25 protein-coding genes and 1 riboswitch are annotated in these 25,990 nt (G+C 50.9%); of the genes, 6 read left to right on the forward strand and 19 right to left on the reverse strand.

Features of this window, described 5'->3' with window-relative positions:
* Positions 1-18: 18 nt before the first annotated feature.
* The 3 genes from scrK to JUF10_RS01540 all read right to left on the reverse strand — a co-directional run bounded on the left by scrK (position 19) and on the right by JUF10_RS01540 (position 3,113).
* Positions 19-894, reverse strand: coding sequence for a fructokinase ScrK (gene scrK, locus JUF10_RS01530; RefSeq protein WP_203640488.1), 876 nt, complete (start codon positions 892-894; stop codon positions 19-21).
* A gap of 565 nt (positions 895-1,459) precedes the next feature.
* Entirely contained in the window at positions 1,460-2,101 is a 642-nt protein-coding gene (locus JUF10_RS01535; protein ID WP_203640489.1) for a nitroreductase, read from the reverse strand.
* A gap of 40 nt (positions 2,102-2,141) precedes the next feature.
* Complete coding sequence (locus tag JUF10_RS01540; protein WP_203640490.1) at positions 2,142-3,113, reverse strand: NAD(P)H-dependent flavin oxidoreductase; 972 nt, start codon at positions 3,111-3,113, stop codon at positions 2,142-2,144.
* A gap of 104 nt (positions 3,114-3,217) precedes the next feature.
* Between JUF10_RS01540 and JUF10_RS01545 the strand changes: the two genes are divergently transcribed.
* The 3 genes from JUF10_RS01545 to JUF10_RS01555 all read left to right on the forward strand — a co-directional run bounded on the left by JUF10_RS01545 (position 3,218) and on the right by JUF10_RS01555 (position 4,736).
* Positions 3,218-3,757 (forward strand): TetR/AcrR family transcriptional regulator, encoded by a 540-nt coding sequence (locus JUF10_RS01545; RefSeq protein ID WP_203640491.1) that lies wholly within the window; start codon positions 3,218-3,220, stop codon positions 3,755-3,757.
* A 171-nt stretch (positions 3,758-3,928) separates the two neighbouring features.
* Positions 3,929-4,022, forward strand: a riboswitch (guanidine-I (ykkC/yxkD leader).
* A 67-nt stretch (positions 4,023-4,089) separates the two neighbouring features.
* Positions 4,090-4,419 (forward strand): DMT family transporter, encoded by a 330-nt coding sequence (locus JUF10_RS01550; protein WP_308440195.1) that lies wholly within the window; start codon positions 4,090-4,092, stop codon positions 4,417-4,419.
* 2 nt (positions 4,420-4,421) lie between these two features.
* Positions 4,422-4,736, forward strand: a complete 315-nt coding sequence (locus JUF10_RS01555) for a DMT family transporter (protein ID WP_203640492.1) — start codon at positions 4,422-4,424, stop codon at positions 4,734-4,736.
* Here the strand turns inward: JUF10_RS01555 and JUF10_RS01560 are convergent.
* The 10 genes from JUF10_RS01560 to JUF10_RS01600 form a co-directional block, all read right to left on the reverse strand.
* Entirely contained in the window at positions 4,729-5,172 is a 444-nt protein-coding gene (locus tag JUF10_RS01560; RefSeq protein WP_203640649.1) for a GNAT family N-acetyltransferase, read from the reverse strand. The genes JUF10_RS01555 and JUF10_RS01560 overlap by 8 nt on opposite strands.
* 178 nt (positions 5,173-5,350) lie before the next feature.
* A complete protein-coding gene (locus JUF10_RS01565) occupies positions 5,351-5,881 on the reverse strand; it encodes a DUF2441 domain-containing protein (protein WP_203640493.1) in 531 nt (176 codons plus the stop codon).
* 367 nt (positions 5,882-6,248) lie between these two features.
* Complete coding sequence (locus JUF10_RS01570) at positions 6,249-6,800, reverse strand: GNAT family N-acetyltransferase (protein ID WP_203640494.1); 552 nt, start codon at positions 6,798-6,800, stop codon at positions 6,249-6,251.
* Positions 6,801-7,321: 521 nt separating this feature from the next.
* On the reverse strand, positions 7,322-8,155 hold the full coding sequence (locus tag JUF10_RS01575; RefSeq protein WP_236008126.1) for a histidine phosphatase family protein: 834 nt from the start codon (positions 8,153-8,155) through the stop codon (positions 7,322-7,324).
* A gap of 286 nt (positions 8,156-8,441) precedes the next feature.
* The gene (locus tag JUF10_RS01580; RefSeq protein WP_203640495.1) at positions 8,442-10,658 is read right to left on the reverse strand and encodes a glycoside hydrolase family 65 protein; all 2,217 of its coding nucleotides are present in this window, start codon (positions 10,656-10,658) and stop codon (positions 8,442-8,444) included.
* 755 nt (positions 10,659-11,413) lie between these two features.
* The gene (locus JUF10_RS01585) at positions 11,414-12,466 is read right to left on the reverse strand and encodes an alpha/beta hydrolase fold domain-containing protein (protein ID WP_203640496.1); all 1,053 of its coding nucleotides are present in this window, start codon (positions 12,464-12,466) and stop codon (positions 11,414-11,416) included.
* Positions 12,467-12,487: 21 nt separating this feature from the next.
* Positions 12,488-13,345 carry an alpha/beta hydrolase gene (locus JUF10_RS01590; RefSeq protein WP_203640497.1) on the reverse strand — a complete coding sequence of 286 codons (858 nt, stop codon included), beginning with the start codon at positions 13,343-13,345 and terminating at the stop codon, positions 12,488-12,490.
* Positions 13,332-14,768: an MFS transporter gene (locus JUF10_RS01595; RefSeq protein ID WP_203640498.1), complete on the reverse strand. Its 1,437-nt coding sequence runs from the start codon at positions 14,766-14,768 to the stop codon at positions 13,332-13,334. The genes JUF10_RS01590 and JUF10_RS01595 overlap by 14 nt, the downstream gene beginning before the upstream one ends.
* A gap of 963 nt (positions 14,769-15,731) precedes the next feature.
* Positions 15,732-15,857: a hypothetical protein gene (locus JUF10_RS14170; protein WP_268911957.1), complete on the reverse strand. Its 126-nt coding sequence runs from the start codon at positions 15,855-15,857 to the stop codon at positions 15,732-15,734.
* A gap of 4 nt (positions 15,858-15,861) precedes the next feature.
* Positions 15,862-16,410 carry a PadR family transcriptional regulator gene (locus JUF10_RS01600; RefSeq protein WP_203640651.1) on the reverse strand — a complete coding sequence of 183 codons (549 nt, stop codon included), beginning with the start codon at positions 16,408-16,410 and terminating at the stop codon, positions 15,862-15,864.
* A 181-nt stretch (positions 16,411-16,591) separates the two neighbouring features.
* On the opposite strand from JUF10_RS01600, the gene JUF10_RS01605 reads away from it, so the two are divergent.
* Positions 16,592-17,128, forward strand: a complete 537-nt coding sequence (locus JUF10_RS01605; protein WP_048733202.1) for a phenolic acid decarboxylase — start codon at positions 16,592-16,594, stop codon at positions 17,126-17,128.
* A 502-nt stretch (positions 17,129-17,630) separates the two neighbouring features.
* On the opposite strand, the gene JUF10_RS01610 is transcribed toward JUF10_RS01605, so the two are convergent.
* Positions 17,631-18,236, reverse strand: coding sequence for a Fic/DOC family protein (locus tag JUF10_RS01610; RefSeq protein ID WP_203640499.1), 606 nt, complete (start codon positions 18,234-18,236; stop codon positions 17,631-17,633).
* Positions 18,233-18,682, reverse strand: a complete 450-nt coding sequence (locus tag JUF10_RS01615) for a helix-turn-helix domain-containing protein (RefSeq protein WP_203640500.1) — start codon at positions 18,680-18,682, stop codon at positions 18,233-18,235. The genes JUF10_RS01610 and JUF10_RS01615 overlap by 4 nt, the downstream gene beginning before the upstream one ends.
* Positions 18,683-18,793: 111 nt before the next feature.
* Between JUF10_RS01615 and JUF10_RS01620 the strand changes: the two genes are divergently transcribed.
* The gene (locus JUF10_RS01620) at positions 18,794-19,249 is read left to right on the forward strand and encodes an NUDIX hydrolase (protein WP_203640501.1); all 456 of its coding nucleotides are present in this window, start codon (positions 18,794-18,796) and stop codon (positions 19,247-19,249) included.
* 159 nt (positions 19,250-19,408) lie between these two features.
* On the opposite strand, the gene JUF10_RS01625 is transcribed toward JUF10_RS01620, so the two are convergent.
* The 4 genes from JUF10_RS01625 to JUF10_RS01640 form a co-directional block, all read right to left on the reverse strand.
* The gene (locus tag JUF10_RS01625) at positions 19,409-20,743 is read right to left on the reverse strand and encodes a dihydrolipoyl dehydrogenase family protein (protein WP_203640502.1); all 1,335 of its coding nucleotides are present in this window, start codon (positions 20,741-20,743) and stop codon (positions 19,409-19,411) included.
* A gap of 12 nt (positions 20,744-20,755) precedes the next feature.
* Complete coding sequence (locus JUF10_RS01630) at positions 20,756-21,970, reverse strand: cupin domain-containing protein (protein WP_203640503.1); 1,215 nt, start codon at positions 21,968-21,970, stop codon at positions 20,756-20,758.
* A gap of 270 nt (positions 21,971-22,240) precedes the next feature.
* Positions 22,241-24,037, reverse strand: a complete 1,797-nt coding sequence (gene lepA / locus JUF10_RS01635) for a translation elongation factor 4 (protein WP_203640504.1) — start codon at positions 24,035-24,037, stop codon at positions 22,241-22,243.
* 368 nt (positions 24,038-24,405) lie between these two features.
* Positions 24,406-25,053, reverse strand: a complete 648-nt coding sequence (locus JUF10_RS01640) for a TetR/AcrR family transcriptional regulator (RefSeq protein WP_203640505.1) — start codon at positions 25,051-25,053, stop codon at positions 24,406-24,408.
* A 206-nt stretch (positions 25,054-25,259) separates the two neighbouring features.
* Here JUF10_RS01640 and JUF10_RS01645 point away from each other — a divergent pair, with 206 nt between their 5' ends.
* Positions 25,260-25,784, forward strand: coding sequence for a GNAT family N-acetyltransferase (locus tag JUF10_RS01645; protein WP_203640506.1), 525 nt, complete (start codon positions 25,260-25,262; stop codon positions 25,782-25,784).
* Positions 25,785-25,990: the final 206 nt, after the last annotated feature.

The following is a 25,990-nucleotide window of genomic DNA, read 5'->3' on the forward strand; positions in this document are numbered from 1 at the left end:
ATAAGCGCTCCCTTTTAATTATTTGTTATACTCATTCAAAGCTAAGGCGAAATCGCCTAGCGTGGCTGAGCCGTTATGCTCAACCGATGGCATCACGATGTAGTCGGTCAACTTGCCAACATCCACGTAATTGTTCAGCAGCTTGTCGAACTCGGCGCGAACCTTGACTAAGAAGGCTTCACTGACCACACCACCACCAAAGATGATCTTGTCGGGCCGCAACATCAACGTTTCCTGCAAGGCCGCTTGGGCCACGTAGTACGCCATGATGTCCCAGACGTGGTCGGTCAACGGCACGTCCTTGCCGGGTTTCCCCAGCCGAGCGTCAAACGTTGGCCCACTGACTAGACCTTCCAAGCAATCGCCATGGAATGGGCAAATGCCGGGGAAGTCCAAATCGTCGGGGTGACGCTTCAACCGCACGTGTCCCATTTCGGGATGGCCGAGGCTCCCCACGAAATGACCGTCGATCACGGCACCGGCACCAACGCCGGTCCCAATGGTGAAGTAGACCAATGAATCAACCTTTTCATTGAACAGCGTGGACATCACGTATTCACCGTAAGCCGACCCGTTAACATCGGACGTCCAGTACATCGGCACGTCCAGATTCTGCTTCAAGCGACCGATAAAGTCGGTGTTCGACCAGCCCTTCTTCGGGGTATCGGTAATGTAGCCGTACTTCGGCGAGTTATGCCGCAGTTCGATTGGGCCAAAGGATGAGACCGCAATGGCCTTGATCTCGGGAAACTTTTTAAAATAAGCGATTGATTTGCTCAAAGTCTCTTCCGGGGTGGTCGTGGGAATCACAACCTTGTCCAGGGTGCGGTAATCTTCGTTACCAACCGCACAAACGAACTTTGTGCCCCCAGCTTCAATACTGCCAAGTTGCATACTTGTTACCTCCATATTTGCCGACGAGCTGACCCGCAGCAAAGTTTTTTAATGAACCTCTTCGTGACCGCTACAGTCATTCTTAAATCGCTTACAGTATATCAAGTGGCGGCAAGCGATTTAAAGGGATTTTCGACCTCTTGGTTTTCAGAAAAGGCCGTTTAAACACGTGTTGCCGGAAATGTAATCGTTTGTATTTTTCGTGATATAAGTCACTTAAAGACGGAAATCAAGGTGGAATTTGCCGTTTCGGAAAGCGCTTACATTTTAGTTTCAACTTATTTATGTCGCATAAAAGCCGTCGATTATGCAATCAAAAGACGCGACCACATGCTCGACGGCTAGTTTTTAACTGATGTGTTGTCATGCCGAATTCTCTGGCAGAAAGCGCTTAACCAGCAATTTTCAATTTAGCATTGCAACTTATAACCTTGATTCGCTTTTTAATTTAGAATCTTCTTGTCACAACTCCAAAGTATGTCATAAAAACCTACTTATTAGTTTCAGTCTAGTTTTCCTAAAGGCTGATGATTTTTGAATACTCTCATCCCTTAGCTAGATAGTATTAATCTCTAATTTGTAAGGCCGCATCCAGCGGTTCCCGAACCGTTTCCATCTTGTTAATTTTTGCGTCCGTTGGATAACCTAACCCAATACCCATCAGAATGACCTCATCTTCAGAAATATTAAAATATTGACGTACTATTTCAGGGAATCTAACGAATGAATATGCTGGTAAGGAACTGATGCCACGTTCTTCAGCTGCCAGCAAAATTCCATACCCAAAAGCACCGGTGTCATAGGCACTAAATTGTGTCGAATCTTTAGGAATGGTGATGTACGCAATGGCTGGTGCATTATATAGATTTTTCCCAGCTTCACCAAATAATTGTACGTCATCACCCATGTAGGTAGCCATGCGTTTAAGCCAATCATCGATATTTTTCTGTGGCTTAGCTGCCCATTCTTGTGGAGGGGTTACTTCTGCCCAACTCTTTTTTTGTTGATCAACTGCGTCGGCGTTAGCTTTTCGAATTTGTTTAGCTGTCTCTCCCACAGCCAAATATACTTTCCATGGCTGGGCATTTTCCCAAGACGGCGCATGCTGAGCTTCGGAAATAATTTCTTTTAACTGCTCTAAATCGACCGACTTATCACTAAAGTTACGCGCTGAGTGCCGAGATAATTGGCTACTATTATTTGACATATAATTTGAACTCCCTTTATTCATTCCGTTTGGTAATTAACTAATACTTTTTATTTAAAATTGCCATACCCTCGTTATAAACCGTAGTTATGATTTCCTTAACAGGACGTATTTCATTCACTAACGACACCCCTTGTCCGGGCATAACCGCCCCTTTTACAACGTCCCCATCTTGTGCAGCTAACCGTAAAGTTCCAGTAGCTAACTTCTCAATTTCAGGCACCGCAACTTTAGGCGCATTTTCTTTTTCAACTGTAATCAGTTGATCCGATAATTGGTTGCTAATTTGCCAGCATGGTGAATTGGTGTCACGCCCAGTTACAACAAGATTCTCGACCGTTGAATTTACGACAGCCTTTTTGACATTTGAGTGAATATCACCTTCACTAGCAGCTAGAAAAGCCGTACCCATTTCAATACCACTAGCTCCAAGAACTCTGGCAGCTGCAAATCCTCTACCATCAGAAATACCGCCGGACGCCACGACTGCAGCGTGTTTGACTACATCAACAACTTCCGGAACCAGTGCAATCGTCCCTACGTGGGATAATCGTCCACCACCCTCACGACCTTTGGCAACTATCACGTCTGCACCACTTTCATCAGCAATAATAGCGGCTTTGGCGGTAGCCACTTTAACGATAACTTTAAGGCCAATTTCATGCCAGATATCAAACCATTTTTTAGCGAGTGGTTTATCAAAACCCTCAAATTCTGCATCATCTGCATAAATAAATTTCAAATTATCCTTATCGATCAAATCTGTCATTTGTGCGATATATGTTTCCGCAGATCTGTCGAGTAAAACATTCACGCCAAATGGTTGGTCTGTTTTTTCCTTAACTTTTTTTATCTGTTGGTCAATAATGTCTAGTGTGGCTCCCCCGGCACCAAGGACTCCTAAAGCGCCTGCATTTGCAACTGCAGAGACCAAGGAAACCATTGAAGTCCACGCCATCGGACCAGCAATGATAGGGTATTTCATGCCTAAAACAGTTTTTAAGTCATTCAATTTGTTCACTCCTTAACAATTTGGTACACTAATTGTAAGCGTATTCGATACACATAAGGTAGACGAACCCATTAAAGTGTCTAGAAAGGAAATTGAAGTTTACGATGACAGCTGAAGAAAAAATCATCTCAACATTTCTCGAATTAATACGGACTGAAAACTATTCAAAAATCTCAATTGCACAGATTATGAAAAAATCCGGGCTGACCAGAACATATTTCTATCAATTATTTGATTCTAAATGCGAGTTGGCTCGAAGATCTCTTTTTTCAATCATTAATGAGTTAATGGACCCGCTATCGCACGCACTTATTAACAATGAAAGTATTGACCATCAGAGAATTTTAGAGGCTCTGGACTTTGTAGAAAATCATAAACCAGCCATGCTAACATTAGTTTTTTACCAAGGACCCGATTTCAATTTTCAAGGTGAAATTCAAAGATGGATCAAAAAAGAAATCACAGAGCAGGTAAAAAGAAAGTCTCAATGTGATCAATCAAACGATGATTTTTTTGCAGAGATGTTTTCTTCCTCAGTTGTTAAAATGATTGATTGGTACTTACATCAAGATTCAGTAACGGTTGACCAAATGTCAACACTGGTTGAACGTAGCTTGTCTCAAGGGCTCACCTCGGTAATTTGATTTAAAAAATATTTTCTTTAGCGAACTGCTGACTAATACCTCCTAGATCAATTCTTACACGATTCATGACAATTAAATTGAAGGGCTCCTCAGTCCTGAGCTATACACCAGCCTTTATCTTGACCAACTATTAGCGTATGTGCTAAGCTAGCGCTATCGAAATAACCGAATACTTTTGTTCTCTAGGGTTCCGCCGCAAGGGTCTGGTCCGAGAGGGAACCTGTGGTGACTGCCACAGACACGGAAGGGAAAAAGCCTGGGAGATTTTGTCGTTAGCGACAGAATTTCTCAGGCTCTTTTTTTGCCATTTCGGTTAACTAAAGGAGGACTTTATGATGTGGAAACACTGGCTCACCGTTGTTCTGGGCGCTGTCTTTGAAGTGAGTTGGGTGGTCGGCTTCAAACACGCCAGCACCCTCTTCGAATGGGGAGCGACCGCTGTTGCCGTCTACCTTAGCTTTTACTTTTTGATTCGCGCTAGCCGCCATATTCCCGCCGGAACCGCCTACGCCGTCTTCGTGGGTTTAGGCACCTTGGGCACCACCACCCTTGGCATGCTGGCGTTTGGCGAACCCGTTAGCTGGGCAAAAATCGCACTGATTTTACTCCTGTTATTGGGAATTGGCGGCTTGCAAACGATCACTGAGAAAGGAGCTGACTAACCATGGCTTGGATCTATTTAGTCTTAGCTGGCCTTAGCGAAATGCTGGGCGTGACGTTCATGAACTGGGCCCTGCACCAACGAAAATGGTGTTTGTGGGGATTGATGATTCTAGCATTTACACTGAGTTTCGGTGGTCTCGAATTGGCCTTACAAACCTTGCCGATGGGCACCGCCTACGCCATCTGGACCGGTATCGGGGCGGCGGGTGGCGTCATCACCGGCATGCTGTTCTTCGGTGAATCTAAGGATTGGCGCAAGCTCGGCTGGGTCGCCGTGATTCTGATCGCCGTCATGGGCTTGAAGCTGATCAGTTAAGCGGCCGCACCAGATTGTACCAGGTCTCACCGGCATGGCTGGACGCGGAAACACCTTCGTTGACGTACCCGTGGTGCTCGTAAAACGGGACTAGCTTCTCCAAACAGGTCAGTGTAATCGCCTCACGATGTTGGTCAAAGGCGACCACAGCGAGTGCTTCCAGTAGCTGACCAGCAACGCCCTCATGCCGGTGTAGCGGACTGACAGCCAGACTCAACACGGTCTGGTAGGCATCACCAGCCGCATTCGGCGTTGTCCTTTCAAAGAGATCGTCGGTAAGGTAGCGTTGGTCAAATGCCGGGCCAACAATGTAGCCAACGATTGTTTTCCCCTGCTTGGCAACTAAAAAGGTATCCGGAATCTGTTGGATGCGTTCAGCCATGCTGGCTTCGGTTGCGGCCTCAGCGGGTGAAAAGCCGGCATTTTCAATGGTCATAATTTGCGATAAATCTTGTGGTTGTGCGGGTTGAATAAGTGTCACGGGATGGTTACCTCCTGAAAATTAATATCAAAATTAGTATACCCTGAAAGTTGGATGGTGGGGTAGAAAAATAAAGAATGCTAACCCAACAATAAAGGATGTGCGACTGCTACCGCACATCCTTTATTGCCTTCTAAAACTCGTTAACAATTTCATCCACCGTCACTCGACCGCTCACGAGCACCTCACTCAGCCGCTGGTCCTTGGCTGGGTAACGCCAATAGTTCTGCGCCGCCAAGATTTTAACCGCGCTGGTTTCATCAGCCACCGTTGGCAGTTTCGCCGCATCCCCATAGAAAACCGGGCCTGTCGTAGTCCCCTTGACCAATTGAAGAACGTGGCGGCCCTCATTTTCAAATAACGTCTGCCACGCCAACGCCTGTTGCACACTGGTTGCGGCGTATAAGCAGCTCAACCGGGACGGTAACTCTGGGAATGACTGCACGCGTACCCGTTCCAACACAAGCTCACGTAAGGCGTGGCGACCGCGGTCAGTAGCCGGCAACGTGCTCAATTGTGTCTGTTTCAGGATATCTCGCAGGTTCAAATTAGCCGGTACACCTAAAAAGAACGTGGCTTGCCGATTCAACTGGCCGGCCGAAAAGTCCAGCACTTGACCAACCCGAAGTCGATGTCGCGTGACCAAGTGATAGAATGCCGCCATCCTCCATACCCCCTTTTAGCCTTGCTCTTTACGCCATTTTCTCCTGGCGATACCACAGTCGATTAGGCAAATTCTGCTAATCTAACGACGCAATCCATGTAAGACTTCACTTATTTTTGATAACATTGCGGTAATTTTTGCACGGGTCTTGTCCCCCGCCAAGAATAGCCACTCCCTATTTCCCTGTTATGGTGGCAACCTAACTAAACTCCCGCTAGACAGGAAAAAGCCAACAGGAGTCCATCGACCACTCCTGTTGACTATTTAGGCAATTATTTCGGCATCACTACCGCCAGTTGGCATCATCATGCTGCTGGCCAGTCTTGGCTGTCCCCGGCGAACACGACGGTTTACAGCCTCAGGTAGTCTACTCTTGCTGCAAGTCAGTCCAGTGTTCCCGTGTCAAAATGTAAAGGGCCAGCTGTTCATCGCCCACGGAAATTGGTTGCTTAAAGGTAAAGCCTAACTTTTCGGCAACTCGTTGCCCCCGCTCATTGCCAGGATTGATGCCCGCGGCCAGTTTGGGCAGATTCAGCGTGAGAAAAGCATATTGGACCACCGCTTGAGCCGCTTCGGTCGCGATACCATGCCCCCAGTGATTGCGCATGAGCCGCCACCCAATCTTGATCAAGCTGGGGCTTCCCTCAACCGGCGTCAACATGATCCAGCCTAAAAATTCCGCCGGATCAGCTTGCGAAAAAATCGACCAGTAGCCGAGGCCGTGACCATATTGCTGGTCAATGCGTCGTTTCACATAGGTCACGTGGCGTGGCGAGCCATCCCAGACACCGTAGATAAACTCCGTGACTGCTTGATTCTTATCCATTTCAACGCTGTCTGCCAGGTCTGCTAAAGTTCGTTCCCGCAAGATCAATCGTTCCGTTGCTAAATTGGGCAATGTCAGTACTTTTTCTGCCATGGGTCGTGCTCCTCTCTTGCTGAGTCTGTGAGTTACTTGAAACTTATTCGTCTTTTACATATGTTCAGTATAGACTTTTTACGGACGTTTAGTTCATAAGTCGAATTTACTAATTTTGAAATCAGTTGCTGTGTCAATTGATGTGAGATTGATGTGTTTTTAGGGCGTTCAGGTTCCTCCGCTTAACCCCAATAAGCACCGGACCGAGTTGACCTTTCAAGTTCTACTGTCTTAGACCGTTCGGCTTGGTTCCCATCTGCCTATATCCCGGTCCTGGCGGCTTCCGAAACGTGCTACTACCGGGCAGCCGGTTCCGCTTAACAACGCTAAGCAAATACCCCAAGACCAGGGGTATTCACTTAGCGCCGTTAATGCTCGCCAGCTAAGCGCCCTTCGTAGCACTCTCTACGCAAAAAGCCCCCTCCAGCTGCATGATCACTGGCGAGGACTCTTATTTTAAACATCACGTGCGGGCAAGCCATCTTCATCTTCCCCTAGCAACTGTGACGGTTAAGACCTAATTATTTAGCAAGCTTAGCGCCCTTGTCCACGTAGTACATGGAACCAATGAGGCCCTTAACTTGGAGCTTACCGTTCTTGTAAGTCAAACGTGTAACCGCAGCGTTCTTCAATGGGGCACCCGTGTACTTAGCACCCTTCAACGTTGACAGGTATTCGTTGATGGACATCCCAGAACTAACAACTAATGCGTTACCGCCGCCTTGCTTCTTAGTAGCTTTGGCGATGGTCATTAATTCCTTAGCCATCCGAGCTTCAACTTGTTGTGAACTTTCAGCACGGTCGCCAGCAACTAATTTTGTCTTTTGACTGTCTTGTTGGTCCAAGGTGTAGTAAGCATCTTGTAACTTCGTCCAGTAGTCCTTACCTTGAGCGGCCATCATTTCGTCACCGTTCTTGTAGCCGTAGACGCCGGCAATCAAGGCATTATCAGTAGCGATACTGTCCCCTTCAAAGCTACCGTAGCCGCCTTCACGCAAGTATTTCGACGTGTTGACCTTAACCTTAGAGTTGCCAGAATACTTGAGGGCTTGCTTAGCGGTTACTTGTTGCCGGGTCAAATTCCCCGCATAAGCAACCTTGAAAGTCTTGCCCTTCAAGCCACGGCCCAGGTTGTTGGCAACGGCAACACCGTTACTGGTCAATGGGAAGTCGCTCCAGCCTTGAACACGGCCCATGACGTTCCCAGTGGTTTCACCATGCCGGGTCAAGTAGATTGTTACTGGCTTAGCAGCAGCCTTCTTCTTAGCTGCTTGGGCGGATGCTGGTGCACCCACCATGGCAACTGCCCCTGCTGTTACTGCTAAAATGCCAAGTACCTTACTGAATTTCATCATAAATCTCCTCCGATTATGTATGTAGTTGTGGACGATTACGTCGAGGTCAATCGTTTTACTTAACCCGATTGTTCCCCATTACGGAACCGCTTACATGTATTAATCTAGCACAAACCGATTGCTTGTACAACCTTAAATCGGCAAAAACTCATGCCCTAAAATATTAATCCACTACTTTAACCACGTCTGACGTATGATTTCATCTTTAAAAAACCAATAAAAAATACCCAGCAAACTTTCCACTAGGTATTTTCTAAATCTAATTCATTTTATCAGCATCCAGGCTTTATTCTTCGTAACTCGAACTCTTCACCAACGAAATCCGTTCGCCATTCACGCTGACCCCATACGTTGGAATCGGCCCACTGATGACGCTAACGGACGTCTTGTCGGCACTCAAATCGATTTCCAAGACACTAGCCGCAATCTTCATCCGGTAAGTCAGCCGGCTGATTTCCTTGGGCAAATGATTGGCGAAGTGGACAACTTCATCCTGGACGTAAAACCCAGAGAAACCAGCCACCAACGCCAGCCAGCTACCACCCAAGTTTGCCAGATGCAAGCCATCCGCCGTATTCTTTTGCAGGTTGACCAAGTCCATGCGTGCCGTGTCCATGAAGTACTTGTATGCCTTTTCCGGATCGCCCATCCGCGCCGCCAAGATGCTAAAGATCGACCGCGACAGTGAGGAATCATGCGTCGTCACGCCTTCATAGTAGTCGTACTCCCGCTTCAACTGGTCGACCGACAAGTCCTCCGGGAACAGGTAGTCCGCCAGCAACGTATCGGCCTGCTTCGCCACTTGGTAGCGATAAATGGTCAGCGGGTGGTAGTGCAGCAACAGCGGAAAGTTCTCCGGCGTCGACTTGTCCGCGGGCCAACGTGGCTTGCTTAAGAAGCTGTCGTCCTGCTCGTTGATCTGCAGGTCCGCGCTGTATGGCAGGTAAACGTGGTCCGCCAACTTCTGGAATTTCTCCAGGTCGGCCGGGCCAATGCCGAAGTCCGCCAACTTGTTCGGGTAGCGTTGCCGAATCTCGTTCGCCAGGTAACCGATCAACTCAAAGTTATGCTTCGCTAGGCGATTGGTATAGTAGTTATTGTTGACCAACGCCGTGTATTCATCGGGCCCCGTCACCGTGTGAAATTCAAACCGCGAGGACGCCCCAATCTGATGCCAAGCGCCGAAGTTTTCCCAGAAGCGCGCGGTTTCCAGTACCATTTCAAACCCACACTGTAAAATGAAGTCAAGGTCCCGGGTGATTTCGTAGTACTTGCCGACCGCATAGGCGATGTCGGCATCGATGTGGTACTGCGCCGTCCCCGCTGGGAAGTATGCGGAGGCCTCTTCACCGTTAATGGTCCGCCAAGCGAACAGGGCACCCTTGGTCACCCCCATTTCCCGAGCGCGGGCGCGGGCCTTAGGCAACGTTTGGTACCGATAGTACAGCAATTGCCGGGCCATTGGTTGATTGGTATAGGTGAAGTACGGCAACATATACATCTCGGTGTCCCAGAAGTAGTGGCCTTCGTAGCCAGACCCACTCAGCCCCTTGGCCGCAATGTTGGTCCGCCCATCGCGTCCAGCCGCCTGATTCAGCTGGAAAATGTTGTAGTGAATGGCCAAATTAAGCTCGTCGTTGCCGCCGACCGTGACCTCACTGCGGTGCCAAACGCCTTGCCAGAAGTCGCGACTGTCGGCAATTAACGCGGACAGTGAGCTGATCATAAATTGAGCAGCCGGGTCGATGGTATTCTGTTCGCCGACCTCGCCCACGTAGGCTTCATACTCCAGTGTATGGGCTTGGCGGTCACCCAAGTCGAGCGGTTGCTGCAACAATTTGGCGTTCGGCGTCAGCATCCCCAAAAATGCCGTCACCGCTTGCTTCGTGGTCCGCGTCTTCACGTGATACCGCTGGAGCCGCTGGTTGATGAATTCCGTTTCGCAGATCGGCAAGCCCGCCATCCGGGTCTTTCGTGGGTCGGCCGACGGAATGGCTTCGGCCTCGGCCGGCACGGCGATGGCCTTGCTGACGAGCAGCCCGCCCGCGTAGTTGCCGGCAACGAAACTGTAGCTGACACCCCAGAAGTTGACCTGATTTTGACCGATCACGGACTTCACCGCCATCTGGATGGTCTCGCCCTGTTGGGTCTTTAATTCATACTCCTCGTCCAAAGTCCCGGTGGTCAGGTCGAGGTCCACCGCCGTCCGGGTGCTCTCGCTGAAGCGGTGGCCGGTGTTGGTCGCCACGTTCAAATGCCGCAGGTCGGGCAGATTTAAGATTGTCTGGTGTTTCTGCGCGTACCCCACGCCACCTTCCCCATACGTAATGGGGGCGGTTTCATAAAAGCCGTTGATCAGCGTGCCCGTAATCGGGTTGCCGCTAATGGGGTCGTTGGCCCGCACGCCGAAGTGGCCGTTTGCCAGCGAGAAGACCGTCTCTAAATACTCCGGTTGTTGGTCGGAGACGTCCCGCAAAGTTAAATGATAATCTCGTAAAATCAATATAATCTCCCCCATCTTCCATTAAAATCCGCGTGAGCCCTGGCCGGTAAGACCGACCGTCAGTCCACAGTTTTTTCGACTCACAACTTTTTTAGTCCATAAGCTACAAATATAGTTAACTGCCAACTGATTTTGCGCTAACAGTGGCCCCAGTCTAAGGGACTCTGCACGAAATACCTACTGACTTCACCGTTCGGCCATGTTTGCGCGTACTAACTAAACAAACTGGTAATATCTACCGGCCATTCCACTAAATACGATTAATTTCTTCATCGACGTTACGTGTTTCTTGTATTGACAGGTCGGCCGGTAATGAGTTTATGAATTACAACCATGTTGTCCAAAACCCACCATGTCAGCCGAGAGGTCGCCAGATATGGGCTCAGGCGCGTCGTTCTACTTGGTCGGTGTTTTTTGCCGACCTAGTAGAAAACCAATCTTGAAGACTCGTGTTCTTCGAGGCTTCAAGTTGTGTTCGCACCGTTCCAGCCCATATCTGGCGGCCGGTAAGGCGAAAGCACCGCCATGTCGTCAGCCATGTTGCCACCCACCGCCATCAATCATAATCCCATTCAAGGGTTAAGGGACGCACCTAATCCACCAAAATTACCGGGAAGCCATCCCAATTAAGCATAGCAACTCGCGCTGGACGGGCACCTCACTTAATTTTCCAAATGGCTCCCCGGTAACTCGAACGTTGACCCTGATATCTCTTCTATTCTGCAAGCTACCTGCCAGCACTTAAATTCGGTCAATTACAGTAGCCGAGCCGCCGTTGCCAGTGCGTCTTCGACCGCCGGGACATTCCCGGTGAAATTCAGGAAGGCATGACTGATGCCGCCGTAGCAGAAGTAGTTGGCATCGTCGTTGACCCGACCGACCTGTTTGATGAAGGCCTCATCCTGCAGCCGGAACGGATCGTACTCACCGACCAGCAACGTGGTATTTCTGAAGCACTTCGGGTTGGCTAATAACGGCGACAGGAGTGGCGCCGTCAAATCAACCGGTTGATCCGCCACGTAGTAACCACTCATGATGGTATCGAGCTGTTCAAACAGCTGGTAACTCCGGTGCAACGCGTCTCGCTGTTCCGGCACGATTTCAATGCTGGCATCATCCCACAGCGGCCCATTTAAATCGGACCCCTGAATCAACGTTGGATAGAACAGCAGGTGACTGTCGATCGCGCAAATACCCATGGACCGGCAAAGTTGACTCACGGCTAAGGCGATGGAACCTCCGGCCGAGTCACCGCCAACTGAGATGTGACGGTAGTCCTTGACCATCGCGGCCACGACAGCTAACCCGTCGAGAATCCCCGCTGGATAGGGTTGTTCCGGGGCCAACGCGTAGTCCACATTATAGACCACGCAGTTTGCTTGTTCGGCCACGAACTTCAAGGCCAGCAAAACATCTTCTGGCGTGCCGCCGTAGTAAGCGCCGCCGTGGAAATAGATCAGTGCCTTGTCCGCGGTCAAATGGTCCATCCGGGCAATGCGGATGACCCGGACCCGCCGATTCATCGACACGATCTGTTGCATTTCAATCTTCATTTCAACGTGCGTTAAGTCCTTTTGCCCGGACGTTTCGGTCCCCTGCCGCAGGCTAAAGAGGTCAGTTGGTAATTGTGGATTTTCTTCGATCTCCGCAACCGTTTCCCAAACGAGTGGTTCGAACGTGTGCGCCGGGTCGCGGTCCTTGATCCAGCTGGTCACGCCATCCTCAACGCTGGTCACGCGCAAGCTCTGTAATCGTCTGAGCTCGTCTTCATACCCCAATGATTGTTTCGTTGTCGTGTCATTCAACATCTCGATTACCCCTCTCAAGTTTTATTGCTGGCGCCAAAAATGATCCAAGTGCCATTGCTCGTCCAACCACCGTAACTGCTGGTCGAACCATTCCGCGACGTCCGGTCGAATGAATTGCTCCCCAAAAGCCGGATCAGTCACGTCATATTTAGTTGGAAAGGCGGTCACGGCACGAGCTAAACTCAGTCCGTGACGGCCATGTGGATAAATCAATTTCGTAACGGGCACGTTAGCCGCTGACAATGCGGCCGCATACCGTTCGGTGTTGACCACCGGGACCAGCTCATCGTCGGCCGTTGCCCACACAAAGGTCGGTGGATTCTGCGGCGTGACCAATAAGTCGGCTTCGTGATCGGCCCACCCCGCCGTAATCGCCGCCAAGGCAGCGCGGTCGGCTGGCCATCCCAGGCGCAACCCAATCACCGGGTAGGCCAGGGTCAGTGCCGCCACTTTTAACCGTTTCGCGGGCAGTTGCAGGGTCGCCGCCAGTTGTGGCCACAAATCCGCGTACAATGCGGCTAAATGACCCCCAGCGGAGAAACCTACCAGTAAAATGTGGTCGGCTGCGATCCCGTAGAACGCCGCGCGCCGGTGAAAATCAGCGACCACGTGGCCCAACTGATACAACGCCGTCGGCAACACCGGTGGCTGATCCCGCAACCGGTAGGCCACAACGGCCACGGCAAATCCCTGCGCCAAGTACTGCATCGCCACGATTTCATTTTCCCGGTCAGAACGGAATTCATAACCGCCGCCCGGCAAGATAATCACCAATGGTCGCCGCATCGACGTGTGAAAATCAGCGATGGCGGCCGGCTGGTAGAACGTGACGGGCACGGGATCGGCCGGCGTCCCCAACGTTAAGTTAAGCGTCCTCATGCTTCAAATGCTCGTTTTCGTCATGATGTTCCTCAGCCACGATACCTTCTTTGGCATCCTGTAAGGCCTTCGCCGAAGCCAATTCGTCTTCGTCCAACTTGTACATCTGGAGAATCACAACGACCACGATGGCCAGAATAATTGGTAACCAAACGAAGTTAGAACTAATGGCACCCAGGGCCTTTGCCGACTGAACTTTAGCAGACGCTTCGAAACCACCGAAGGTCAAGATCCAGCCAGACAGCGCGCCCCCGACACCCATACCAAGCTTGGCACCAACCATTGGGACGGAAGACAAGAAGCCGGGTTCGTCAATGTGGAGTTCGGAGCGGGCGTATTCAATCGTGTCGGCGATCATAACGAAGGCGATTGAGAAGGCTGCCCCCATGGCGATCAACGCGATAACGTTACCCGCAAACAGCAGTGGTACGGAACTCATCCGCATCCCCAGTGGCATCAGAACTTCCCCAATGGCAAACAGCACCATGGCTAAGGCCAGCACGTTCTTGTGTTTCATGAACTTACTCAGGAACGGCACGGAGACGTTCCCTAAGACGGCCACGATGACCAATCCGTTAAAGGCCCCAACTAATCCTGGACGACGGTAAACGTAGGTCAGGTAGTAGACCGCGGTCCCCATCCGCATTACCCAGAAGGTCTGTAACAGGATGAAACTGATACTCAAGAGCACCCAAGGCTTGTTTCTAAAGGCACCCTTTAAGGATTCCTTCACGGACAAATGTTCCTTGATCTCTGACTTCTGCTCACCGTCATCTGTGGTTTCTGTCTCAGCCGCCGATTTTTCACGCAAGTTCAGGAAGGCCCCGATAAATAGCACGATAATCAGAATCCCAATGATGACACCCCAGATTGCCCAACCTTGACGGGCGTTGCCGTTCCCTAATTTGGCAACCATCGGTAAGGAGATCCACCCAATTACGGCGGTCCCAATGTTGGTCATGACCATCCGGGCACTGGCTAAGTTCGTCCGTTCGTCGGGATCACTGGTCAGACTTGGCAGAATGGCCGTGATTGGCGTGTTCGCCCCGGAATAAACCAGGCTAAACAGGGTGTAGATTACGGATACCCAAGCCATCTGAATGCCCTTGTTCCCGCCAAATGTCGGGTTGAAGAACAGTAACATGGTCAGAATCCCTAAAGGAATCCCAAACCACAAGAAGTACGGTCGTGATTTCCCATACTTGGAGTGGGTGTGGTCGATCAAGTAGCCATAGAATAAGGCATCAAACGCATCGATAAACCGAACGACTAAGAATAATGTCCCAACGAAGGCTGGCGACAGCCCTAAAACCGTCGAGTAGTAGAACAACAGGTATAACCCAACAATTTGCCAGATTAAGTTTCCGGCCATATCAGTGGACCCGTAGAACATCCGCTGTTTCCATAATTTCCAGTTACCCATGGTAAAAACCTCCCCCAAAATTTTGAATAACTCGTTCTGTAACCGCTTACATGTATAGCATACCGGACCGACAGCCTTCGGATAATCCCCCTTCTTTACCAGCAGCTTACCTTTTCTAACATCTTTCCCATCTAGCGTGATTCGTTACCAAAAATTGACAAACTAACCTGCGCTATCGACCTTATCATACCCGATAACTTTGGGGATAACTGATTTTGACCCTTAATTTGTAACTCGAACTAACTCATTGGAATCTAAATCTAACGAAGGGGTGGTTCTAACTTAGTCGCACTGCGGCGGTCAGGGATTCCGCCTGCTGTGGGGACGCTTCAGACTGGAAGAGCACCAGTCTTCTCGCTCGCTTTTAAGCCGCGGAAATCACACGTCTTAAAAGTCGCCCATTTTGGTAGCTAGCCACCGGCCAGCTACCAAGATTACCACGGCTGGCTACATCCTTGGCCGCCTCCGGCTCACATTATTCTTTGCCATAAAAAATGTTAAGAACCGATCCCCATTACACCCAATTATTTTTTCAGACAGTTTAACAGTTAACTTACCAAAATGATGTGTCCCGCCATGAAACAATCTATATTGTTATCTCCCAGAAACCATTTTTCGTTGATCATAACGCATCAAAAAAGTGTGAACTGCAATCCGTTCACACTTTTGAAGTCTAACTCAATGGCTCAAACTAAAATCTGGAAGACAAATTATCCACGTCAACCCAGAGTCAGCAAACACACTACTCTTTACAGGCCAACCTGATAACAACTTTGGTGCCAAAAATCCACTGTGTAAGCCGAAAGGCCGCCAGATATGGGCTCAGGCGCGTCGTTCTGCTTAGTTGACGGTGGGTTCCCGTCGGCTTAGCAGAAGACCAACCTTGTAGACTCGCGGTTTTCGAGGCTTCAAGTTGTGTCCGCACCGTTCCAGCCCATATCTGGCGGCCGGTAAGGCGAAGGCCTAATTCACCTGATGGCGTTTGTGCCGCCAAACCAGGGTACCCACAACACCGGCCACTAACAACGCAATGGCTAACGGATGCGGTTCTACGGTGACTTCAACGTGTGGCGTTTCGATTAACTTCATAATCTCACGAGTCCTTTCGGGGTGTCAGATACCGTTCCAGCCACTGGACGTAGTGCTGCTCGCGTTCGATGGCATGGTCCAAGATCAAGTAGTGCCCGTACGCCTGGTCGATGGCCGCTTGGTCGGCAAAGACTGTTTCTCGGCGATGCAGGAGGTGCTGAAGCTGCCGTTGATGCAACAAGATCTGTTCTTGCAGCATCGGCTGTAAGCGTGGGTCATCGGCCGTCTTGATGAAGTACAATTTCAAAATGAATTCATCCTTCAACGCTGTTAGTTCCGGTGACGGCTCGCCAATCCAGGTGACTAACTTTTCGTGCCCGGCCGGGGTCAACTGGTACTGCTTCTTGGCGAGCTTTTCGCCGGTCATGGTCACCTCATGGGTGATGTCGCCGGTCTCCTCCAAGCGTTTTAGCAACGGGTAGATCTGACTATGTTGCGCCTGCCAGAACTCCCCGATTTCGTTGTCAAACGCCTTGGTGAGGTCGTAACCGGTCTGTGGCCGCTGATCCAACAAGCCTAAAATAATGTACTGTAGTCGATTTCGCTGACCGATGGTGACCGCCTCCTTTTCAGATACTGTTGTCTTCATTGAACCAGTTCCCACCAAAAACATCAAGAAAATTCTTGACAGTCAGTTGGTGAGCGGCTAAACTAATCAAGTAAATTAAAACATGTAATTAATTACATGTTTTAACCGGCAGAATAGATCAATTTAATTTAAAGGAGATTTTCATATGACTAAAGAATTCAAGACCCTCGACGACTTTTTGGGCACTCATTTTATCTACACCTACGACAACGGCTGGGAATACGAATGGTACGCGAAGAACGACCACACCGTTGATTACCGAATTCATGGCGGCATGGTCGCTGGTCGTTGGGTAACCGACCAACCTGCCAACATCGTTATGCTGGTCCCTGGTATCTACAAGGTCGCTTGGACCGAACCAACTGGGACCGACGTGGCGCTGGACTTTGTGCCCAACGAAGGCAAGTTAAACGGCACAATTTTCTTCCCGAAGTGGGTCCAAGACCATCCCGAAATCACGGTCACTTACCAAAACGAACACATCGACGTGATGGAAGCCGCTCGGGAAAAGTACGACACTTATCCTAAGCTGGTCGTGCCAGAATTCGCCAAGATCACTTACATGGGCGACGCCGGCCAAGACAACGAAGATGTTATTAGTGAGGCACCTTACGCTAGCCTGCCAGACGACATCCGTGCCGGCAAGTACTTCGACGCTAACTACAAGCGGATCAACAAGTAGGAGCGACTGCAAGACTGACTAAAATGGTCGCACTACGGCTGCCAGGGATTCCGCCTGCTGTGGGGACGCTTCAGACTGGAAATTCACCAGTCTTCTCGCTCGCTTTGAGGCCACGAAGGACACGTGTCTCCAAAGTCGCCCATATTGATAGCTAGCCAGCGGCCAGCTATCAATATTCCCACGGCTGGCTGCATCCCTGGCCTCCTCCGGCTTCGATTGGGCTTTGCCACAATAATGTTGAGTCCTAAAAGCATTTGAATTTTACAACTAACAATCCAGTTAACTTATAGATAACAGTTAAGAAAATAGCTTCAACCAAAATAGGTCTGGGACAAAAGTCCCAGACCTATTTTGCGCTCCGAACGTATATTGCAGAAACGTGCGACAAAAGGCAGTCAACTCCGCTTAACCCCGATAGACAAACAATCCAAAACCGGGATTATTCGTCTATCGACGTTAATGCTCATTGACTAACCGCCTTCTGGCCCACTCTATATTTTTTTTACTCTTGCCAGTCCGTCAAAATCTGTCGGAACACGTCCGCCATCAATTTCGGCTCGTCTTTGATGCTGGCCGTCATGTATGCGTCCTGAAGCTCCTGTGTAAAGGTCAGTGCCAGTCCTTTTTGCCACGCCAAGACTTCGGTGAACGCCCGCAGTGACCGGCCGTTACCCTCGCGAAAGGGGTGAAACATATTCATTTCGGTCACCAGATTGCCCAACGCCTCCACCACAACATCACGGTCGGCAGGCAATTGCGCAAAATCGGTCAATTGCCGTTGAATATCCCACTCCGCGTTACCGAACAGCATGACCGGATGGAAATGCGTCACCACGCCATTCGCCGTCTTGTTGAAATCCACTTCGCGGTATTCACCCGCCCAATCATAGATTTCGCCGAGGAGAAACTTGTTGATGCGTTTCAGCTCGGTAACGTCCCTGCCGGTGAGTTGGTAGCCATCAGGTAGCAGAAAGTCATTTTGTTCAAGGAACTTCAAGCGCTGCGTGGAAAATTCATACTCGACATCGTGCAATTTTTCTTCGTCAGTAATGTCCAATTTATTCTTTAAAACGCCGTTTGGCTGCAGGTAATCCGCCCATTGCTTCACTCGCTACGTACCGAATTTCGTGCGTTGACCCGGTCCAAAATTTCCTTAGCTGTCATTGGCCGTTCCAAATCATCGGCGTCCCGTGCCATCTGAATATCATCCAGCGTTGGCTCAAACCCCTCGTACATGTTGCTGACCACCGCGTTCATCGTTGCCCGGTATTCCTTTTCATTGCGGAACTGGACGCCCATAATCGTCAGTGCTTGATCGTCATGTTCAAGATACATAATGCCCTCATCCTCTTTCATTAAAGTTAACTCCGTAAAAACAGCGTCATTTTTTGCCAAAAGTTGAATTAATTTGACGGCGGTCCCACTTGGCTCGTAATCGCCCTGTTCCCAGTGCTGGACCGTCCGGACTGACGCGTTCAAAAGCTGCGCCAACTCGCTTTGACTCACCCCATAGTGCCGGCGAATATATTTCATCGTGGTTGCTGTATCAGCCATCTTCATCACCTCATTTGCCAGTATACCCTTCAAGGGTAGTTTTCCCTAACAAACGGCTCGGATTAAACGTGTATACTAGGGGTAAATCGTCAGAAAGTAGGTTATTGACACATGGCAAATTACATTAAAGAAGTGCGTGCGCTGGTCGGTCACAAACCAATGATTCTCAATGCTTCGGCCGGCGTCATCGCCAACGACCAACACGAGGTCCTGCTCAATCTGCGGACCGACACGCACAACTGGAGTCTCCCTGGCGGCTACCTGGAATACGGTGAAACGTTCGCCACCGCCATGGTCCGTGAGTACAAGGAAGACGCCGGCCTCGACGTCACCTTGGTCAAATCGCTAGGTATCTTTGACCAGGGATTTACGGAATACCCCAACGGCGACGTCACCCAGGTCATTTCTCAACTGTACCTGGTAAAACCAGTCGGCGGCCACACGCTGGAACAAGCGACGGATGAAACGTTGGATTTGAAATACTGGTCACTCGACGACCTGCCACCCCTGTTGAATCAACAGACGACGGACATGTTGGCCGCTGTGAAGACTTACTTCGATCGGTAAGCATAGTGGCATAGTGTTCCCTTCGCCTTACCGGCCGCCAGATATGGGCTGGAGCAGACAATTCATCTTTTATCCTTTACACCCCAACTTAAAAGGACGGACCCTGCAGAAAAATCGCGGCGCACGTCCTTTTTTAGCTTTCAGTTCAATCTTGAATTCTTAGTCCGTCCAAATGCCATATAAATCAGCCGCCATTGACGGGTAGGCAAAGAACGTATCATGCAACTGTTCGGGGGTAATATGCTGCTGAATCAGGAGCGCCAGATAGTTGATCAGCACATCTGCTTGATAACCAATCGCTTCGGCGCCAACGACTTGGCCACTCTGACGGTTAACCACCATCACCAATTTAGCCCGATCGTCATAGTGCCGCTGGTACGTCAACCATTGGCTCAGGTTAACTGACCGCAATGCATAATGGTTGGAGTCTTGACGCGCAGCCGCCACACCAGTCCCCACCTGCGCCAACCGTGGAATACTAAAGACCGCACTGGCCTGCAACGGATACTTGATTGGAAATTCAGTCGTCGCCGCTAAGAGGTCGCCCACATACTTTCCCTGAAACACCGCGTAATTCGCGAGATTCGGGGTCGCCGTCACCGCGCAATCGCCCACCGCAAAAATATGGGGATTGCTCGTCTGGAGGTACTCGTCAACTTGAATGCCATGGGCGGTCACCGCAACCTGTGCTGCTTTCAAATTCAAATCTTCCACGTTCGCCAGCCGACCCAACGCCGAGTAGATCGCGTTCGTCGACCATTGGCGGCCACCCTTAGTCGTCACCTGCAAGTCGCCCGGTTGACCCGTCACTTGCGTCAATTCATCGTCAAAGATCACCTGCACGCCCTGCTTCGCTAGGCTAGCAATTAAGGCCGCCACCAACTCCGCATCAAAACCGCGTAAAGCAACGCGATTGTGCTGGATCAAGGTGACCGCCGCCCCGGCTTCACTGGCGATTCCAGCAATGGCAAAGGCAATCACGCCGGCTCCTAAAATCGTCAGCCGTTTCGGCAAGGCGTGGCTTCTAAAGAAACTCCCCGAATGGTCGATCAGTTGGCTTCCGGGAAGCGCAAGCTCGCGGGGGCGGGCACCCGTGGCAATCACAAAATTCTCAGCCGTCAACGTTTCACCGTTCACCCGAATCTGTCGCGAATTTAAGAACTCGGCGTGGCCTTCGATTGGCGTGATGCCGTTCGCTTGAAACCGTTGCTTAAAACGTTCCTGCGTCTGACTGACCACTGCATCGCGATGGGCCGTAAGCCGCGACCAATTTACCGGTGGCACGTTTACCGGCCCGTTCTGTTCGCAGTAAGCGTGATGGGCTTCGACACCACCCAGTAGTACTTTCTTCGGCGTACTGCCGCGCGTCACGGTCGTTCCGCCCCAGTCACGCTGTTCGATGACGGCAACGGACTGGCCGTGGGCAGCGGCCCGCATGGCAGCGCCGGCACCGCCAACGCCACCACCGATCACAATCGTCTTAAATGTCCGCATCATTTTTCACTTCTATTCGCCAAAAACATCGTTGGCACTACTGGATTTCGGGGCCGGCTTTTCCTGGTGTGTCACCGGCCGGGTAGAATCCTGGTACCAAACCACCGCGGCTTCATCGGTTGGGAAGCCATCCACCGTTGAGACCGGTAAGTTCAGATGATCCGCTACCATCTGTGACGGCGACGTTGCCAGCCATTTGTTCAAGGAAACGTCCGAATAGACAGGGTTCTTAAAGAGTTCGATGAAAATCAGCGGTTCGTCGCCAATGTTTTGAATGTAGTGGCCGGCTTCTTTAGGAATCACACCGACATCCCCGGCATTGAAGTTAAACGTCCGGGCTAATGTATTGGAGTTGAACACGCCGACCTTGGCTTGCCCTTGAATGTAGTAATCCCATTCTTCGGACTTCGGGTGCCAGTGCATTTCCCGCATCCCGCCAGGCTGAACTTCGACGATGGCCGCCGAAATCGTCTTTGCGGCTGGGAACACAGCTTGGTCGATGATCCACACCTTGCCGGCCTCAAATTGCTTGGGTTGTACATTTTTCATGTGCAGGGTGAGTGGCGTCTGCATTGGTGTTCCCGGCTTTTTCACCGTGTCGATGGGCCCAGGAACGTTGCCATTAAAGATGTATTTTTCATGACTTGGGAGCGGCGCTAAGGTCTCCTCATCCACCTTGAAATTAGCGGCGATGATATCCTTAGGCGTGTGTGCTAGCCAGTCGGTCAGTAAAAAGGTATTGTTCTCAGAAAAATCGGGTTCACTGAAAACCAGCAAAAATTCGCAGCCTTGGTCGAGCGCTTGGATGGAGTGCGGAATCCCTGCCTCAAAATCCCAAAGGTCGCCAGCTTCAATGTCGTCAATAAAGCTCTCGCCCTTTTCGTTCAAGGCCGTGACCCGCGCATTCCCGCGGAGCATCATGGCCCATTCGGCTTCCTTGTGCCAGTGCATTTCCCGGTAAGCACCGGGTTTCAAGCACATATCGACCCCGGCCAGGTCGTGCGAGGCGGGCAACTCTCTGTTGGTGATTTCACGCGTCCAGCCGCCGGATTCTAAGCGCATGTGAACATCGGAAAAACTAAACCGTAAGTTAGCAACCGTTCCGTGGTCCGTCATTGGGGGCACTAACAGGTCAGGGTTCTGACCGTCACGTTGGTAATTACGTGGTCCTTGATCGATCCAACCTGTGTGGTCTGCTTGGCGAATTGGTTCCTTCTTCTCAGTCATCCGAAAATCCCCTTTTCTATTTGATGGCTTCATTTTAAATCATTTGTTGGCGTTAATCAATTATATGGATAACATTATATATTACAATTTATATGAGCTGGATTTAATTCGTTGATGAGTCGCCAAAGTCAGATTGGGAGTAACCCCTCATTTGAAAATATGTGGGGTAATCTTTTCGCTAGTAACAAGTCAAAAAAGCGTCTACCCAAGACTGGATAGACGCTCGTCAATTAATTTTCAAATAAGACTTCATATCTAATCGGCTAGTCGCTACTTCTCCAAATCCAGCACCGCGTTAAATACTTCCTGCGGCAACTCAATATCACTATGAGCCGCCTGCCGCTTGTTAACGCTCTGCCGCCGTAAGAGGGCTTGCTTCTTTGAGGTGCTCTTCTTTTCCCCGCTAGCGGCTGCGTTCTTCCGTAATGGCGGCACGTCCACGCGGGCCAAGGCCTTACCTTCGACCACGGATTGGACCGGCATCGGGTAGAGTTTTCTGGGGATCACGAATTTTAATTTGTGGACCAACTCCTGGGCCACCTTGGGTGCGTCCTCACGATGAACGACGAAGGACAGCGCGTCGACCTTGGCGTAGTTGACGTGGACCTCAATTTTGACCACGTCGGCAATGTCGTAGCCACTCAGCTCGGTCGTCAGCGTCGCGTAGCCGTGAGAAACGGACTTGAGCGCGTTGAAGAAGTCGTAGGCGATTTCGGCAAATGGCAACTGGTAGACCAAGACGACCAGGTCGCCCTGGTTGTGCATGTCCTGGAGCTCCCCTTTGTGCTGGGTCGCCAACTTCATCACGTCACTCAGGCTTTCGCTGGTCGTGGTAATGGTCGCTGCGGCCAGCGGTTCCTCGACGAAATCGATCTTGGCATAGTCGGGAAAGGCAATCGGGTTGTTCACGACGACCGGCTCGTCTTCATTTTTCAAATGCACGCGGTAGGTCACGTTGGGCGCCGTCGTCAGCACGTCCAACCCGTATTCGTCGTGTAGCCGTTCGCGGATGATCTGCAGGTGGAAAATGCCCAAGAACCCACAGCGGAAGCCAGCACCCAGGGCATCAGAGCTCTCGGCGTGATAGTGAAATGAGGTGTCGTTGAGCGCCAATTTTTCCACGGCCAGCTGGAGGTCATGGTAGTGGTCCCCCTGCGGATAGAAGCCGGCAAAGACCATCGACTGGGATGGTTGGTACCCGGGTAAGGCGGTTGCTGTAGGCGTTACGGCGCTGGTCAGTGTATCCCCGACCCGCAGCGCCTGTGGGTCCTTCAGCCCGGTCACCACGTAGCCAACGTCGCCGGCGCTAAGCTGTTTGGTGGCCACGCGTTGCGGCGCGAAGATTCCAATTTCGTTGGCAGCCACAGCCTGGTCGTTGGCCATCAAGGTCAATTTGTCAGCAGTCGTCAACTTGCCGTCAACCACCCGAACGTAGGCGATGATGCCCTTGAACGCGTCGTATTGGGAGTCGAACACAAGGGCCTTGAGTGGTTGGGTCATGTCGCCAACTGGTGCTGGGATCCGCGTGTGAATGGCCTCCAGCACGTCATGAACGTTGAGGCCGGTCTTGGCAGAAATCTTGAGGATCTCGGTGGTCGCAAATTCGGGAGCCAACGCGCGGATCTGTTCGACGGTACGGTCGACATCGGCCGCGGCAGCATCGATCTTGTTGATGACGGGGATCACGACCAGGTGGTTGTCCTGAGCCAGCCGCAAGTTGGCCACCGTTTGGGCCTGAACGCCTTGCGTGGCATCAACCAACAACAGGGCGCCGTCACTAGCCGCGAGACTCTTGGAGACCTCATAGGTGAAGTCGACGTGCCCGGGGGTGTCGATGAAGTTATAGGTGTATTCCTGCCCGTCATCGGCGTGATAGTAGTTGCGGACGGTCCGTGATTTGACGGTGACGCCATGGGCCTGTTCGACCTGCAAGTCGTCGAGCAGTTGAGCCTTGCTGTCGCGGTCGTTGACGGTCTGAGTCTGCTCCATGATACGGTCGGCCAGCGTGGATTTCCCGTGGTCGATATGGGCGATGATGGCAAAATTACGCGTGTTTTTCTGAGTCATTGATTTCCTCCTGAAAGCTGTGAGATGGATTACCTACTTCGGCCCAATGTTAATACGAACCGATATTGCTAAATTAGTGTCAATTGACCGCACTCCGGCTTTGGTTGTGTTCTGCAACATCAACCATTAAAAGCCGTGTGCCGTCTAAATCTTCGGGCCCACTGATAACGACGGCTTCCTAGTTGCTAAAAGACTACTGTGTAAGCCGAGAGGTCGCCAGATATGGACTCAGGCGCATCGTTCTGCTTAGCTGGCGGTGATTTCCCAGCAGCTTAGCAGAAGACCAAGCTTGAAGACTCGCGATTTTCGAGGCTTCAAGTTGTGTCTGCACCGTTCCAGCCCATATCTGGCGGCCGGTAAGGCGAAGGTCATCTCAATATGCCGTCGAGGTAGTAGCCAAACGTCTGGCAGACCTCGGCAGTTAAGTCGATTTGAAACGCGGGAAAGTCCACGTTGAGGGTCGTGTGATTAAATTGGTCAAGGCCGGTGAGGTTCATCAGACCGCTGATAATGGCGCTTTGGATAACGAAGAGGTGGCTGGCTTGGGCCGCGCTCAATGTCGTCGGCACCTGGGTAGCAACCACTCGGCCGAGGGCGAGATTGGCGGCGTACAAGTTGCGCCGACCCTGTTCGGTTTGCGCGCGGTCGGCGTGGGATTCTAATACAGGGCCACGCAAGGCGTTAAGCCGGACTAAGGTCGCATGGTCGCTGATTAACGTGCGGGTTTGGTCCACCAGCCGTGTTTTCAATTGCGCTGCATTTGCCACCGGTTTCGCCGTCCATTCAGCGGCCAACGTCGTGAAATAATCGCGATAACCAGTTAAGAGGAGCGTCATGAAAATACTTTCTTTACTCTGATAATAGTTGAACAGCGTCCCCTTAGCCACACCGGCCTGTTGGGCAATCATGGCCATGGAAATGTCGCTAAAGGCGTGTTGCGAAAACAATTGCCAAGCGGCGGCCGCGATTTGCTGAGCCTTGGCGTTCTTTTCAGCGGATGTTTGGACGTTAGCCATGGGGTCACCTCCATTTTCAAAATTGACTAGCGGTCATTTTTAAATACGAATTAGTTTACCGCCCGGCGAATTTTCTGTCAATGGCCCCTGGTCAAAGTGGTATTCTAGAAAGTGACATCACGTTGTGGACTGGCTGCGAGTGTCTCGCTAATACTGCTTACTTTGTTCAATCAGGCAGGCCACGACTACTATTTGGGAGGAAAATTATGAGTTTAATTTATATCAGACAGGCAACTCGCGCCGACTTACCGGCCATCATGCCCATTATTGCGAATGCCAAGGCCCTGTTGAAGGCCGATGGCAGTCCCCAGTGGCAAGACGGCTACCCGGACGAAGCTGGCATTACCCAAGATATTGACGCCCTGCAGAGCTGGCTGTTGATTGTCGATGGTCACGTGGCGGGCACGGCGGCACAGGTGGTCGCGGATGACCCGAACTACCATGAAATTACTGGCGACGGTTGGGCCAACACGACGGACCCCTACGCGACGATCCATCGAATTGCGTTGAGCGCGGATTACGCCGGCCAACACCTCAGTCACTACTTCTTCTCCAACCTGATCAGCGCCGCCTACCGCGATGGCGTCCGGAACTTCCGGATCGATACCCACGCCATGAACAAGCGGATGCAGGCCATTGCGACCAGCATGGGCTACCAATTCCGCGGTATCGTTCACGTCGCCGAACCGGGCGATAACGCGCGCCGAGCTTACGAACTACATTTAGATTAATAGCTGTAAAAAATGGTAAGGTCCCCCTTCTAGCGACCTTACCATTTTGCTTTCATTTTTCGAAAAAAGTCCGGAACGGGGCGAACTTGTTTTCACTAATCAGGTGAATGGGTAACAATTCCCGAACATTGAGGGGCAAAAACACCGTATTGCCAGATAATTATGGTTGTAAATGAATTTGACATTGATGTATAATAATCACTAAT

The sequence above is a fragment of the Levilactobacillus andaensis genome (assembly GCF_016861695.1).
Taxonomy (GTDB): domain Bacteria; phylum Bacillota; class Bacilli; order Lactobacillales; family Lactobacillaceae; genus Levilactobacillus; species Levilactobacillus andaensis.

Coding starts and splice junctions, on each gene's coding strand:
- JUF10_RS01640 (WP_203640505.1), bottom strand. CDS start 25,053: ATGGCTAACGTCCAAACATCCGCTGAAAAGAACGCCAAGGCTCAGCAA.
- JUF10_RS01585 (WP_203640496.1), bottom strand. CDS start 12,466: ATGTTGAATGACACGACAACGAAACAATCATTGGGGTATGAAGACGAG.
- JUF10_RS14170 (WP_268911957.1), bottom strand. CDS start 15,857: ATGAAGTTAATCGAAACGCCACACGTTGAAGTCACCGTAGAACCGCAT.
- JUF10_RS01620 (WP_203640501.1), top strand. CDS start 18,794: ATGGCAAATTACATTAAAGAAGTGCGTGCGCTGGTCGGTCACAAACCA.
- JUF10_RS01545 (WP_203640491.1), top strand. CDS start 3,218: ATGACAGCTGAAGAAAAAATCATCTCAACATTTCTCGAATTAATACGG.
- JUF10_RS01625 (WP_203640502.1), bottom strand. CDS start 20,743: ATGCGGACATTTAAGACGATTGTGATCGGTGGTGGCGTTGGCGGTGCC.
- JUF10_RS01555 (WP_203640492.1), top strand. CDS start 4,422: ATGGCTTGGATCTATTTAGTCTTAGCTGGCCTTAGCGAAATGCTGGGC.
- JUF10_RS01595 (WP_203640498.1), bottom strand. CDS start 14,768: ATGGGTAACTGGAAATTATGGAAACAGCGGATGTTCTACGGGTCCACT.
- JUF10_RS01565 (WP_203640493.1), bottom strand. CDS start 5,881: ATGGCGGCATTCTATCACTTGGTCACGCGACATCGACTTCGGGTTGGT.
- JUF10_RS01590 (WP_203640497.1), bottom strand. CDS start 13,345: ATGAGGACGCTTAACTTAACGTTGGGGACGCCGGCCGATCCCGTGCCC.
- JUF10_RS01570 (WP_203640494.1), bottom strand. CDS start 6,800: ATGGCAGAAAAAGTACTGACATTGCCCAATTTAGCAACGGAACGATTG.
- lepA (WP_203640504.1), bottom strand. CDS start 24,037: ATGACTCAGAAAAACACGCGTAATTTTGCCATCATCGCCCATATCGAC.
- scrK (WP_203640488.1), bottom strand. CDS start 894: ATGCAACTTGGCAGTATTGAAGCTGGGGGCACAAAGTTCGTTTGTGCG.
- JUF10_RS01615 (WP_203640500.1), bottom strand. CDS start 18,682: ATGGCTGATACAGCAACCACGATGAAATATATTCGCCGGCACTATGGG.
- JUF10_RS01535 (WP_203640489.1), bottom strand. CDS start 2,101: ATGTCAAATAATAGTAGCCAATTATCTCGGCACTCAGCGCGTAACTTT.
- JUF10_RS01630 (WP_203640503.1), bottom strand. CDS start 21,970: ATGACTGAGAAGAAGGAACCAATTCGCCAAGCAGACCACACAGGTTGG.
- JUF10_RS01605 (WP_048733202.1), top strand. CDS start 16,592: ATGACTAAAGAATTCAAGACCCTCGACGACTTTTTGGGCACTCATTTT.
- JUF10_RS01575 (WP_236008126.1), bottom strand. CDS start 8,155: ATGATGAAATTCAGTAAGGTACTTGGCATTTTAGCAGTAACAGCAGGG.
- JUF10_RS01550 (WP_308440195.1), top strand. CDS start 4,090: ATGATGTGGAAACACTGGCTCACCGTTGTTCTGGGCGCTGTCTTTGAA.
- JUF10_RS01560 (WP_203640649.1), bottom strand. CDS start 5,172: ATGACCATTGAAAATGCCGGCTTTTCACCCGCTGAGGCCGCAACCGAA.
- JUF10_RS01645 (WP_203640506.1), top strand. CDS start 25,260: ATGAGTTTAATTTATATCAGACAGGCAACTCGCGCCGACTTACCGGCC.